Raw genomic sequence first — 11,624 nt, 5'->3', positions numbered from 1 at the left:
ACGACGCGGCGCCTGCCCGCGACGATCAGCTGCGCCAGTTCAAGGCCGTGCAGGTGCAGGGTGAGGGGGTGCTTGCGCAGATCGCCCGCGACCTGGTCGACGTGATGCGTCGCGACGTGCGCACCGACTGGACCGTGCGCGACGACGTGAAAGCCAAGCTGCGGTCATCCATCAAGCGACTACTGGTCACCAACGGGTACCCGCCGGACAAGCAGCCGGAAGCGATCAAACTCGTGATGGAGCAGATGGAACAGTTGGCGCCGCACTACGCCGATGAACGTGGGGGTTCAGCCGTTTTTGCGTAAGGGAAGGCGAAGGGCGAGCAGGGTCAGTCCTGCGAGGAGTGTGTAAACCGATGCGCCGCTTGCGCCGAAGACGATGAACTGTTCTTCGACGTTGATGCCGGCCAGAGTCGTCACAGCCCAGGCAAGTGGCCACAGTGCAGCAGTGACCGGTGCCCACAACCAACGAAAGCGGGCCTGGCGCGGAAGGGCGAGCACCTGGGTCAGTCCGATGACCGCACCGGTGATCAAGCCACCCACAACGAGATCGGCAAGGGATGTTCGGTAGCCGACGACGAGGGTTCCGAGAGCAACTCCAACGCCCGTGCCCAGAGCGGATGCGAGTGTCCATGTGAGCTTGTCCAGGCGCCGACTGCTCGCGAGTGCTTGTGAAAAACCGACGATCGCGCCAACCAATGCTCCGCCGAGTATGGCCGACGCAAGATTGTCAACGCGCCCGACCAGGAACGTGCCGAGGTATCCGGCGATGGGTATAGCAAGGAAGCTCAGCATCCAGATGAGAAGGGTGCGGAACGGCGGGCGAACCTGCGGGGGCCTTGCTGTGATTGTGGATGTCGTGCTCATTGTTGATTCTCCTCAAAGATAGTGTACGGTGTACGTGAAGTCATAATGTACGCCGTACACGAAGAAAGAGTCAAGCGATGACAGAAAAGAAATCCGCAGCTCCCCGTCCGAGGCGGCCACGCAGCTCCGTTAACGCCGACGAGATTCTGGAGGCCGCCGAACATGTCGCACGCGATGGGTTCGAAGCGCTCACCATGCGCGCTGTAGCCACACAGATCGGGGCCTCCCCCATGGCGCTCTACCGGTACTTCGCGACCAAAGGCGAATTGATCGACGCCATGCTCGACCGGGTCCTCGGCCGCATCCAAGTCAACGCTCCCACAGACGATTGGCAAGCCGACCTGGCAGCATTCGCAACCGCTCACCGCGTGGTGCTGGCGGACCATCCCTGGGCCATCGTCCCCCTATTCACGCACTCCAACCCCGGAGTCAACGCGACCGTCATCGGTGAAACCGCACTGAGAATCCTCCAGCGCGGAGGCATCACAGGCGCAGAGTCTGTGGCGACGTTCAGCGGAATCCTGGCGCTGAACTATGGCTGGTTCGCATTCAACACCGCTCGCGACGCAACACGAGCGGCAACCGATCCCGAGGCCGAACTGACCGCCTCGCTGGCGAGGCTACCCTCAGTCCATTTTCCATTGACCCTGTCCGTTGCGAGCGAGCTGGCCAACTACGGGAGCGATGCCCATTACAAATTCGTTCTCCGCCAGCTTGTCACTGGCGTCAGCAACATCCAACGCGATGGAGGCGCGATCCAATGACACCCATGGACCCAGCCATCACCACGGTCGCCGGCATCCTTCTCATCGCGATACCCCTAGCCTTCAACGCGGCGTTCGCAGCCCTAGCGGCCACCTTCGACTATCCGGACGTCCTTCGGCGACCGTCTTCGGAGATTCTGGAGAAATTCCGCGACGGCGGCTCGCGACTGGTTCTGTTGTGGTGGGGATTCGCCCTGACGGCTGTGTTGCTCACGCCGTTGGCGATTCTCGTGTCCGCGTCGCTGGACGGCGTACCCCAGTGGCTCGCACTTGCGGCAGCGACCACTGGGGTCATTGCGAGCGTGGTGCAGTTTCTCGGGTTGATCCGTTGGCCCTTCTTGGTGCCGTACCTCGCGCGTGAGTCAGCGGATGCCGATTCGCCAGCCCGCAAAGAAGCCATCGACATCGTATTTCAGGCCTTCAACCGCTACCTAGGGGTCGCGGTGGGCGAGCACCTCGGCTTCCTGTTCACCGGCGGCTGGAGCGCCCTCGTTGGCGTGGGCATCCTCCAGAGCTCCAACGTCCCAGGGTGGCTTGGCATCGTGGGTATAGTCATTGGTGCTGCCCTGGTGCTGTGCTCACTGGAGTTCGTAGGGCCGTTCGAAGTGAAGGGGTGGCGCGTCGCGGCATCCGCCACCCCCGCCGTCTACATCCTGTGGTCGGTCTGGTTGGTCGCAACCGGAATAGCGCTCCTGCTGTGACCGCTGACCGGCGTGCGCTGGTGATCGGAGCGAGCGGATTCATCGGCCGGTGGCTAGTCAAGGAACTACTGGAGCAAGGCGTCGACGTCACAGTCGCTGTGCGCGACGGCAACGACCCCCGCCCGTTGCAGCAGTGGCTTGTCGACCACCATGCCAGTCGCCCGGTAAGGACGGTGAGGGTGGACCTGGGCGCGCTGGGACTAGGGCTGCGCGACGGGTCGCTCGAAGTCGACGAGATTTTCAACACCTCTGGCGCCTACGCATTCGGGATGGCAGCTGCGCATGCGCGTGAAGCCAACGTCGAGAGGCCGGCACGAATAGTGGAGTTCGCATCGCGGCTCGGCAGCGTGAAGCGCTTAGTGCACGTATCGGGCTACCGAGTCGGGAGCCGTGACGGAGAGCCGGTCCCCTGGTCGGACGAGGAGCGATCGGAGCGCTATGCACGCCTCGGCGCATATGAGGCGTCAAAGGTGGAGGGCGACGCAGTTGTCCGCTCTACCGCCATGCGGCTCGGTGTGCCGTGGACGGTGCTGAACCCGGCGACAGTAATTGGTCACTCAACGACTGGAGAGTCCAGCCAGACGATTGGGCTAGCGGCCACCGTCGTGGAGCTAAGCGCAGGTCGGCTTCGTGCCCTTGTCGGCAATCACCGCACCTTTCTTCCTATCGTCACAGCGGACTACCTTGCGGCGTTCATGGCCCTCGTCCCGCGGGTCGCCGACGCAGAGAACCGCTCTTACTGGGTATTGGATGACCGCACTCCACCCCTTCCCGATATGCTCCGCTTCCTGGCGACCGAACTTAACGTAAAGCCACCGCGACTGCGAATTCCAGTCCCTCTGGTGAAGCTGCTTCCGCCGTGGCTATCAGGCGTCGGAAGAGAAACGTTGAGCTTCTTAGCGGAAGATCGATACCCACACACGGAAGCAGAGGACCTTGCCCGACGCCACGGGCTACGACATCCGGAAGTGCATGATGCGCTCTCGCGCTGGGCTCGATACCTGAGCCGGCCAGCAGCGACGCGAACCTGAAATTCGCACTTGCGTACGGTGTACATTATCCTGTAATGTACAACGTACGCCAAGGCGATTCCGCCGCAGCGCTAAGCCCACGAAAGGGACAAAGCCGTGAAGACAATTACCCGGACCGCTGAGTGGACGATCGATCAGATTCCCGACCTGACGGGCAAAACCGTGATTGTCACAGGCGCGAACAGCGGCATCGGTTTCGAAGCCGCTCGTGCATTTGCAGCCCACGGAGCACACGTCGTGCTGGCCGTGCGGGACGAAGTCAAGGGGCATGCGGCAGCCGCCGTGATCGGCGGGTCCGTCGAGGTCCGACGCCTCGATCTCGCGAGCCTCGCATCGGTTCGACAGTTCGCCGAAGACTGGAACGGTGACATTCATACGCTCGTCAACAACGCCGGCGTCATGATCCCGCCGCTCGGCCGGACCGCGGACGGGTTCGAGCTCCAGCTTGGAATCAACCACCTCGGCCACTTCGCCCTTACCAACCTCTTGGTCCCTTATGTCACCGGGCGCGTTGTGACCGTTGCGAGTGGAGCCCACCGAGCGGGAACCATCGACTTCGAGGACCTCAATTGGAAGCGCCGCAAGTACGGCAACGGCTCGGCTGGCTACGCACAGTCGAAGCTGGCCAACTTGCTGTTCGCAATCGAGTTGCAGCGACGTCTTGAAGCTTCGGGCTCGACAGTCCTTGCCATGGCGGCGCACCCGGGCATGGCTGCGACAAACCTAGGCTCCCACTCCGGTAGTGCCATCATGACGTTCATCGGAGCGGTCGTCGTCCGCCTCTTCGCACAAGACGCTGCGGGCGGTGCTACACCCACTCTCTTCGCGGCCACTGCCCAATTACCCGGCGGAAGCTATGCCGGGCCGGGAAACGCCAGAGAGATGACTGGCGCACCGACATTGGTCGGTCGTTCGGATGCGGCGAAGGACCTGGCTACCGCCCGACGTTTGTGGGAGGCTTCGGAGGAACTCACAGGCGTCACCTTTCCGGCTACCCGGTAACCGACCCGGGCCCTGACCAATCAGTTGTGTTGGCGGCCGATTATTTGCCCTGCGGACACAGTGAAGCTGCGGCATGAGTGCGTAGATCACGATTGGTACCGCGACAGTAGCCAGCCCGTGATCAGAGACGCGCATGGACTGCCCGCACGAAACAGTAGACGCCGTACGAAACGAGTCCGAGGGCGATAACCGACAACACGACGGTGCCAAATGGCAGAGCCGCAAGGGCCTTCAGCGCTCCATCGAGTCCGGTGGCCTCACTCGCATCCGCGGAGAGGGCGGCCAGCCCGAAGAGGATACCGACGACCACCACTGCGATGCCTTTGGCGACGTACCCGCCGGTTCCGATGACGACGGTGACACGGCGGGTGGTTCCGCCGGGGAGGTTGAGGTCGTGCAAGAAATGCTGACGGATGCCTTTGGCGACGAAGTACACGCCTACCGCCGCGACCATGGTCGCGACCAGCAGCAAGGCCAGGACGCCGCCCGGGGATGAAAGCAGTTGCGCGCTGAACCCCGTCGCCTGATCACCGCTGTCGGGGGAACGACCGACGATAAAGCTGAGCGCCGTTGCGCCAACGAAGGCATAGGCGATCGCCTTCCCGCCCTCCTTGGCCCGCGCTCCCCAGGAATCCTTGTCCACGCCGGTGACCAGTGCGGTCTCGAGCAGTTGGAAGGCCGCCAGCCCCCACAGCCCGACGAGCACAGCCCACAGGACGGCTAACCCGCCCGGAGTCGCAGCAACCTGGGACATGGCACCTCCAGTGTCTGCCTCTCCCCCAGTGCCGAACGCTACCTCCACAGCGATGAGGCCGATGAGCACGTGCAACAGGCCGTTCACCACGAACCCGACCCGGGCCGCTGCGCGCATCGCCGCATTGTCTTGAACCTTCGTAGCGATATCTCGGACCTTGCCGGTTTTTGACATGGTTTCACCCTAACCAGCAGGCTTGACCGCCGGCCAACATGCGTTAGAATTAGACCACTGGTCGAACCAATGGTCGTAAACGGTGATTTCATGAAGGTTCTGATCGTCGGTTCAGGCATCGCCGGCCCCACGCTCGCGTACTGGCTGCGCAAGTCGGGACACGAGCCCACGTTGGTCGAGCGCGCACCGCAGTTGCGGCAGGGCGGCTACGTCGTGGATTTTTGGGGTTCCGGGTTCGACGTGGCGGAACGGATGGGGATTGTCCCGCGCCTGATGGACGAGGGCTACCGCATTCGCGAGCTCCGCGAAGTCTCCACCACCGGCCGGCGGATTTCCCATCTGGACCCGAGCCGTCTCATCGACAGTGTCCGTGGCCGTTACGTCAGCATCGCACGCGCCGACCTGGCATCCGCCATCTATGACGCGCTGGACGGCGAGGTCGAGACGATCTTCGATGATACCGTCCGCACGCTTGACGACGACGGTGACCGCGTGCATGTCGAGTTCGCCAGCGGCACGCAGCGGGACTTCGACCTCGTGGTTGGCGCCGATGGGCTCCACTCCCGCGTGCGGTCGCTGACTTTCGGGCCGGAGGATCAGTTTGAGCGCTACCTCGGCATTGCGGTGGCGGTTTTCGAGGTAGACGGCTACCGTCCACGCGATGAACTCGTCGCCGTGACCCACACGGAGGTCGGCGTGCAGGCCCTCCGGTTCGCCATGCGCGACGACACGACCATGTTCTGTTTCACCTTCCGCCATGACGGCGACCTACCTACGGATGATGTGGAGGCGCAGCAGGAACTCCTCCGCGCACGTCTGGCCGAGGTCGGATGGGAGGTTCCGGACATCCTGGATCGGATGCCGCAGGCGCGCACCTTCTACTGCGACCGGGCCAGCCAGATCCGGATGCCGTCATGGTCGAGTGGCCGCGTCGCGCTGATCGGCGACGCCGCGGCCTGCCCGTCGCTGCTGGCCGGTCAGGGTTCCGCCCTCGCAATGGTGGAGGCCTACGTGCTCGCGGCCGAACTGCATAAGGCCGGAGACGACTACCGGGCAGCCTTCGCGGCGTACGAAAGACAACTGGCGCCATTCGTACGCACCAAACAGGATGCCGCGATCGGTCTCGGCGCAGCGTTCGCGCCGCGCAACCGTATGCAGGTGCTGCTGCGCAGCACCGTGCTCGGCCTGATGGCCGTCCCGTTCATCGCACAACTCGCCATGGGGCGCAGCCTGCGCGACCCCATCCAGCTGCCGCCGCCGCCGACCGGTTGAATGCTCCTATGACCCGTCCGCGCTTCCACAAACTTCCCGCAGGGCAACAGGCTGCCATCCTGGATGCGGCCCTGGCCGAGTTCGCCGCCCACGGTTACAGCGACGCATCGTTGAACCGGATCATCGAAGCCGCGGGAATCTCCAAGGGGTCGATGTACTACTACTTCGACGACAAGCAGGACCTGTACGCGCACGTGATCCGCGTGCAGCTGGAAGCGCTTCTTCAGCGGGTTGGGCCGCTGCCGGTGCCCGACACACAGCATCCGGACGAATTCTGGGCGACGCTGCTCGACTATTACCTGCGATTGATGCGGATGCTGACGGCATCGCCCGAGGCGGCCTCGCTGTTGCGCGACTGGCTCACCGGGCCGGGGACACCGCCGCTGCGTGAAGCACAGCACGACGCTGAGCAGGAGATGTTGCCGTGGCTCACACAGACAGTCGTCGCCGGCCAGCGCATCGGCGCGGTGCGCACCGACGTCCCGGTGGAGCTCATCCTCGCCGTCGCCATGGGGATGGGTCAGGCCATCGACACCTGGCTCATCACCCAGACACTGAGCGATGCCGAGCTTGAGCAGGCAGCGCGCACCCTCATCGACATGATGCGTCGCGCCCTCACTTCGCAGTGAGGAGCCGCTCGACGCGTGGCTTCACTTCGGTGGCGAGCAAGGTCAGGGACTCGAGGAAGTGCTCGTGCGGAAGCCCACCGATGTCCATCTGCAGGAAGTGGCGCATGTGACCCAGGTAGCCGTGCAGGTGAACAATCCGCTCGGCCACATCGTCAGGGTCACCCACGTAGTAGGCGCCCGGGGCGGTCGCCTGGGCGTCATACTGCCGCTTGTCGGGTGCGCCCCAACCGCGCAACCGGCCCATCTCGATGTTGAGGTTGTGCCAACCCGGGTAGAAGCGTTCCAGCGCCTCCTTCTTGGTGGCGGCGATCAGCCCGAGCGCTCCGACCGAGACCTTGATGTCGTTCCCCTTGTGACCGGCCTGGGCGGCGGTGCGGCGGTAAAGCTCGGCCAGCGGAGCGAAGCGGTGCGGCTCTCCCCCGATGATCCCGTAGGAGATCGGCAATCCGAGGGTGCCGGCGCGCGCGGACGACGACGCGTTACCGCCGGTAGCAAGCCAGAGGGGCAGGCGTCCGCTCGCCGGTCGAGGAACCACGGCCAGATCATCGATCGCGGGGCGAACGGTGCCCGACCAGGTCACCTTTTCGGAGTCGCTGTTGTTGATGGTCATCAGCAGGTCGAGTTTCTCGGCATAGAGCCGGTCGTAGTCGCGCAGGTCGTAGCCGAACAGCGGGAACGTTTCGACTGAGGACCCCCGCCCGGCGGTGATTTCCACCCGCCCGCCGCCTGAAACCGCGTCGGCGATAGCGAACTGCTGGAACACCCGCACCGGATCATCCGTGCTGATGATGCTGGCGCCGCTTCCCAGCACGATCCTGCTGGTCGCGGCCGCAGCTGCGGCGATGACCGTGCCCGGGGACGATGCCGGCATGCTCACGGTGTGGTGCTCGCCGACGCCGAAGTAGTCCAGTCCGGCCCGGTCCGCGTGTACGATCGCGTCGAATAGGTTGCGGATCGCCTCCCCGGTCGGACGCGTGCCCCCGGCCGGGTCGAGTTGGGTGTCGCCGAAGCTGTAGGCGCCTATTTCCATGATGTTCTCCAAGAGGTCGGTGATGATTGCGGATGTTCGGTGCAGGTCAGCGACGCCCAGCGCCGCTCAGAGATGCGGCTGTACAAGCCAGCCCGATCTCTGCCCGAAGTGCGTTGGCTGAGAGGCGCCCACCGAAAATCGGCGTACCCGGCTCGAACGCGGCGCCGGTCGCTAGCGGTCCGGATGTGACCGGGTCGAAGCCGAACCGGTCGATGACCTCGGCGACGGTGTCGACCGCATCTTCGTCATCACCGGCGATCGCGAGTGCCCGCCGGTGCTCGTGACCGAACGGGCGCGAGTCGCTTTCCAGCTCGTGGTATCCGATGTGGTTGAGCGTCTTCACAACCGTCGCCCCCGAAATATGATCGCTGACGATCTCGCTACTGCTCCGAGCATCCGCCTCGAAATCATCGAGCCTGCCATCGATCGGTTCCCAGTAGTTCATGGTGTCGACCACCAGTTTGCCCGCCAGTATGGACGGCGACACTGTGCGGTACTTGTGCAGGGGCACGGCCAGGACAACCAGATCGGCGCCGGCCGTTGCCTCAGCCGCCGACCTGGCGCGGGCGCCCGGAACTACGATCTCGGCCAACAGGGCAATGTCTGAACCAGGGCCGGAAGCGGCGATGTTCACGGAGTAGCCGGCGGCCAACGCCGTGCGCGCGATCGCCGATCCGACCCGGCCCGCGCCGAGGATTGCGATGGTGCTGACCATGAGCGCCTTTCCTGCTGAGGTACTCAAGAATCGCAAGCTGTACCCGACAACGCCAACTGGAGGTAAGCTACTTACCAATAGTTAGTGAGGACAGAATGGCTGACACCGAGTTCGCCCGCATCGACGAAGAGGAATGCCGCAGGTTCCAGGCATCCGCCGAGCTTGCCGGCCGCAAGTGGAACGCGGCGATCCTCCTGGCCGGTGCGAGGGGCGCCCGCCGGTTCTCCGAGTACCGTGCGCTCGTCGAGGGAATCTCCGATCGGCTTCTCACCTCGCGGCTCAGAGAACTCGAGCTCGAGGGCCTCATCGTTCGCGACGTGCGACCGACTACTCCAGTGTCGATCACCTACGTCCTCACCGCGTCCGGCAGGCAACTGATCTCGTTGCTGCACCCATTGGTCAGCTGGAGCAGGGAACGGGCGGATGCGCAATCATCCGGAAATGTCAGGTCAACAGCTCCGGATCCGGCTCCCGCTCGGCATGAGCGTCGAGCGCGGGAGGGTTAGCTGGTTCTCGCGAACTTGTCCGGGGTGCTTCGCCGTGTTCGACCACTGTGACCCTGACTGAGTCGTGTTCAGGCACAGACACCCCGGGCAACGGATCCTGGGTGGAGATGTATAACAATCCCGGCCAGGCCAGCGCGCCAATGGGCGGCCCATCCGGGTCGATGTTCGCGAGGGTCACGCCCGCTTCGATGGCAAGGTCGCGACCGACGTGGAAGGGCAGGCCCACCACTTCCGGGACCTTGACCAGCTTGCGTGCGGATGACGCCATCCACCAAGGATCGCGCGTGACGTCAGCTGCGGCAAGAGCTCCCAGGGCCGCCAGCAAGATACCGTGAACACAAACGCGGCGAGCGAGGAATACCAAGTGTGACCACAGACGATGCGATCATCCGGCGCTCCCTCGACGAGCCGTCCGCTTTTGGTGATCTGTTCGAGCGTCACGGGTCCGTCATCTATCGCTACATCGCACGTCGTGTTGGGCACACCACGGCCGAGGACGTGATGAGCGAAACGTTCCTCACCGCATTCCGGGGGCGCAGCCGGTTCGACCTGACGCGAACGGATGCCCGCCCCTGGCTTTACGGGATCGCAAACAACCTCGTGAGCCGGCACTTTGCCGCTGAAACGCGTCGCTTCGCCCTCATCGCCGCGGTCCCTGCTGATCACGTCGCTGCCGATGCCTTCGAGTCGGCGGATGCGAGGCTGGATGCCATTGCCCACGTCGGCGGGCTCGGTCCCGCGCTTGCTGCTCTGAGCAAGGCAGACCGCGACACCCTGCTCCTCTACGCCTGGGGCGACCTGGACTACGAAGGCGTCGCCGAAGCCACGGGAGCAGCCGTCGGCACGGTCAAGTCTCGACTGAACAGGGCGCGACGGCGCATGAGGAATGCGGACTCAGACCGAGAATCGAGCTCGCGGCTCGACCCGGACGGAGCCGTCGGCCCATCTGGCGCAGAGGTGCCGAACCGGATGATATCCCTCCGAACCATCAATGAGAACGGAGCAAACCCATGGACGAACTGACTTTGCTACGAAGCATCGGAAGCGACATCGAGGGTCCCAGCGACTCCGCAACACAGCGAACGCGCGACCTTCTCGCCAAAGCAGCCGCCAGCGAAGTTCCACCGAAGCAGCGCATGCCGCGCCGTCGCATCCGTCATCGCGGACGGGTGCTCTGGGGAGCCGGGATTCCCCTGGCCGCCGCACTCACCGTGGCTCTGGTCGCGGTGAACCTCTCCGGCGGCGTTACCGTTCCGGGCTTTCCCGAAGTAACGCTGCCCATGGACAGCGCCAGCGCTGCGGAGGTGCTCCTGGAGACGGCGTCCCTCAGTGAAGCCGCCGCGGATCCCGTTGTCGGGCCTGGCAGCTTTCTCAAAGTCACCACAACGACAGAACAGGTTTTCACCAACGTGTTCCGGGGCGCTGTCGATATTGATCGCACCGCCAAGTGGGGGTGGCTCGAGCGGACCGAATCCGAGCTGTACATTCCGGCCAACCGTGCCGATGAATGGGTGTGGGTGATGGACACCACTCCGGAGGCGTTGGGCGGCCAGGTGCTCCAGTCCTGGGGAGAAGGCGCTGCCGAGGGGCGCCAGGAGCGCATGTCGTTCATCTACGGGGCCTATCCGGGTGAGGACCTCGTTCTGCGGTTCCGTGATGGATTCCTCAAAACCGAGAATCTCTACCGCGGCACGTGGAGCCCGCGCCTCCACCTGGCCGACTCGATGCCATCCGACCCCGACGACCTGATGGCCTGGTACCGGCAGCAAGCCCAAGATGAGGAGTGGATGCGAGGCGACGACGGTTCAGCATTCGACCTGATGGCAATCGACCTTCGCTGGAATCTCTTTCCGGCAGCCCAGCGGGGACAAATCTGGAGGGCCATGGCATCCATCCCGGGCATCGTCATCTCCGACGAAGGCACCACCGAGGACGGGCACCCCACGGTCACCATCGGCCTGCCGGATGCCACAGTGGCGACCGCCGACGATGCCATCGATGAGCCTGAGGCTGCCAGCCTTCGTGAGATCACGATCGACACGGTGACCGGCACGCTGCTCAGCCAGCGGGTGTTCGCCCCCTCCCCCGTGAAGGCAGACGGAACCGCCCTTTACCCCAGCACGATCCCGTGGAGGTCGAGTACCTTCACCGCTGAGGTGGTCAGCGAAGCGCCTTAGCCG

The 11,624-nt window shown here is 64.2% G+C and carries 15 protein-coding genes; 10 read left to right on the top strand and 5 right to left on the bottom strand.

The genetic code is table 11. The annotated features are described in order from the left end of the window. Positions 1-305 (top strand): type I restriction enzyme endonuclease domain-containing protein (locus ACX3PH_RS14935; RefSeq protein WP_459093482.1); only part of this gene is annotated, 305 nt, incomplete at its 5' end. Here ACX3PH_RS14935 and ACX3PH_RS14930 read toward each other — a convergent pair. Then, a complete protein-coding gene (locus ACX3PH_RS14930) occupies positions 288-866 on the bottom strand; it encodes a hypothetical protein (protein ID WP_459093481.1) in 579 nt (192 codons plus the stop codon). The genes ACX3PH_RS14935 and ACX3PH_RS14930 overlap by 18 nt on opposite strands. A 77-nt stretch (positions 867-943) precedes the next feature. On the opposite strand from ACX3PH_RS14930, the gene ACX3PH_RS14925 reads away from it, so the two are divergent. From ACX3PH_RS14925 to ACX3PH_RS14910, 4 genes are all read left to right on the top strand, one after another. Continuing rightward, entirely contained in the window at positions 944-1,630 is a 687-nt protein-coding gene (locus ACX3PH_RS14925) for a TetR/AcrR family transcriptional regulator (RefSeq protein WP_459093480.1), read from the top strand. Further along, on the top strand, positions 1,627-2,331 hold the full coding sequence (locus ACX3PH_RS14920) for a DUF4386 domain-containing protein (protein ID WP_459093479.1): 705 nt from the start codon (positions 1,627-1,629) through the stop codon (positions 2,329-2,331). The genes ACX3PH_RS14925 and ACX3PH_RS14920 overlap by 4 nt, the downstream gene beginning before the upstream one ends. Continuing rightward, the gene (locus ACX3PH_RS14915; protein ID WP_459093478.1) at positions 2,328-3,362 is read left to right on the top strand and encodes an SDR family oxidoreductase; all 1,035 of its coding nucleotides are present in this window, start codon (positions 2,328-2,330) and stop codon (positions 3,360-3,362) included. The genes ACX3PH_RS14920 and ACX3PH_RS14915 overlap by 4 nt, the downstream gene beginning before the upstream one ends. A 96-nt stretch (positions 3,363-3,458) precedes the next feature. Continuing rightward, the gene (locus tag ACX3PH_RS14910; RefSeq protein WP_459093477.1) at positions 3,459-4,364 is read left to right on the top strand and encodes an oxidoreductase; all 906 of its coding nucleotides are present in this window, start codon (positions 3,459-3,461) and stop codon (positions 4,362-4,364) included. A gap of 121 nt (positions 4,365-4,485) precedes the next feature. Here the strand turns inward: ACX3PH_RS14910 and ACX3PH_RS14905 are convergent, their stop codons facing one another. Next, on the bottom strand, positions 4,486-5,292 hold the full coding sequence (locus ACX3PH_RS14905) for a DUF1206 domain-containing protein (RefSeq protein WP_459093476.1): 807 nt from the start codon (positions 5,290-5,292) through the stop codon (positions 4,486-4,488). A gap of 90 nt (positions 5,293-5,382) precedes the next feature. Here ACX3PH_RS14905 and ACX3PH_RS14900 point away from each other — a divergent pair, with 90 nt between their 5' ends. Together ACX3PH_RS14900 and ACX3PH_RS14895 are read left to right on the top strand one after the other, a co-directional pair. Beyond that, a complete protein-coding gene (locus ACX3PH_RS14900) occupies positions 5,383-6,564 on the top strand; it encodes an FAD-binding domain (protein WP_459093475.1) in 1,182 nt (393 codons plus the stop codon). An 8-nt stretch (positions 6,565-6,572) separates the two neighbouring features. Then, positions 6,573-7,193, top strand: coding sequence for a TetR/AcrR family transcriptional regulator (locus ACX3PH_RS14895; protein WP_459093474.1), 621 nt, complete (start codon positions 6,573-6,575; stop codon positions 7,191-7,193). On the opposite strand, the gene ACX3PH_RS14890 is transcribed toward ACX3PH_RS14895, so the two are convergent. Next, positions 7,180-8,223, bottom strand: a complete 1,044-nt coding sequence (locus tag ACX3PH_RS14890) for an LLM class flavin-dependent oxidoreductase (protein ID WP_459093473.1) — start codon at positions 8,221-8,223, stop codon at positions 7,180-7,182. The two genes, ACX3PH_RS14895 and ACX3PH_RS14890, sit on opposite strands and share 14 nt — an antisense overlap. A gap of 46 nt (positions 8,224-8,269) precedes the next feature. Further along, a complete protein-coding gene (locus ACX3PH_RS14885) occupies positions 8,270-8,965 on the bottom strand; it encodes an NADPH-dependent F420 reductase (protein WP_459093472.1) in 696 nt (231 codons plus the stop codon). 68 nt (positions 8,966-9,033) lie between these two features. On the opposite strand from ACX3PH_RS14885, the gene ACX3PH_RS14880 reads away from it, so the two are divergent. Beyond that, entirely contained in the window at positions 9,034-9,444 is a 411-nt protein-coding gene (locus ACX3PH_RS14880; protein WP_459093471.1) for a winged helix-turn-helix transcriptional regulator, read from the top strand. Here the strand turns inward: ACX3PH_RS14880 and ACX3PH_RS14875 are convergent. Further along, positions 9,383-9,712, bottom strand: coding sequence for a PASTA domain-containing protein (locus ACX3PH_RS14875; RefSeq protein ID WP_459093470.1), 330 nt, complete (start codon positions 9,710-9,712; stop codon positions 9,383-9,385). The genes ACX3PH_RS14880 and ACX3PH_RS14875 overlap by 62 nt on opposite strands. A gap of 98 nt (positions 9,713-9,810) precedes the next feature. Here ACX3PH_RS14875 and ACX3PH_RS14870 point away from each other — a divergent pair, with 98 nt between their 5' ends. Beyond that, a complete protein-coding gene (locus ACX3PH_RS14870; protein ID WP_459093469.1) occupies positions 9,811-10,467 on the top strand; it encodes an RNA polymerase sigma factor in 657 nt (218 codons plus the stop codon). Next, positions 10,455-11,621, top strand: a complete 1,167-nt coding sequence (locus ACX3PH_RS14865; protein WP_459093468.1) for a hypothetical protein — start codon at positions 10,455-10,457, stop codon at positions 11,619-11,621. Before ACX3PH_RS14870 ends, ACX3PH_RS14865 begins: the two co-directional genes overlap by 13 nt. Positions 11,622-11,624: the final 3 nt, after the last annotated feature.

This window comes from Homoserinimonas sp. A520 (genome assembly GCF_054489245.1).
The sequence above is the reverse complement of the archived record's forward strand: the minus strand, read 5'-3'. Positions and strand labels throughout refer to the sequence as shown.

Excerpts from the sequence above, each read along its gene's own strand:
- ACX3PH_RS14920 (WP_459093479.1), top strand. The coding sequence starts at position 1,627 with ATGACACCCATGGACCCAGCCATCACCACGGTCGCCGGCATCCTTCTC.
- ACX3PH_RS14930 (WP_459093481.1), bottom strand. The coding sequence starts at position 866 with ATGAGCACGACATCCACAATCACAGCAAGGCCCCCGCAGGTTCGCCCG.
- ACX3PH_RS14865 (WP_459093468.1), top strand. The coding sequence starts at position 10,455 with ATGGACGAACTGACTTTGCTACGAAGCATCGGAAGCGACATCGAGGGT.
- ACX3PH_RS14925 (WP_459093480.1), top strand. The coding sequence starts at position 944 with ATGACAGAAAAGAAATCCGCAGCTCCCCGTCCGAGGCGGCCACGCAGC.
- ACX3PH_RS14875 (WP_459093470.1), bottom strand. The coding sequence starts at position 9,712 with ATGGCGTCATCCGCACGCAAGCTGGTCAAGGTCCCGGAAGTGGTGGGC.
- ACX3PH_RS14880 (WP_459093471.1), top strand. The coding sequence starts at position 9,034 with ATGGCTGACACCGAGTTCGCCCGCATCGACGAAGAGGAATGCCGCAGG.
- ACX3PH_RS14890 (WP_459093473.1), bottom strand. The coding sequence starts at position 8,223 with ATGGAAATAGGCGCCTACAGCTTCGGCGACACCCAACTCGACCCGGCC.
- ACX3PH_RS14905 (WP_459093476.1), bottom strand. The coding sequence starts at position 5,292 with ATGTCAAAAACCGGCAAGGTCCGAGATATCGCTACGAAGGTTCAAGAC.
- ACX3PH_RS14900 (WP_459093475.1), top strand. The coding sequence starts at position 5,383 with ATGAAGGTTCTGATCGTCGGTTCAGGCATCGCCGGCCCCACGCTCGCG.
- ACX3PH_RS14895 (WP_459093474.1), top strand. The coding sequence starts at position 6,573 with ATGACCCGTCCGCGCTTCCACAAACTTCCCGCAGGGCAACAGGCTGCC.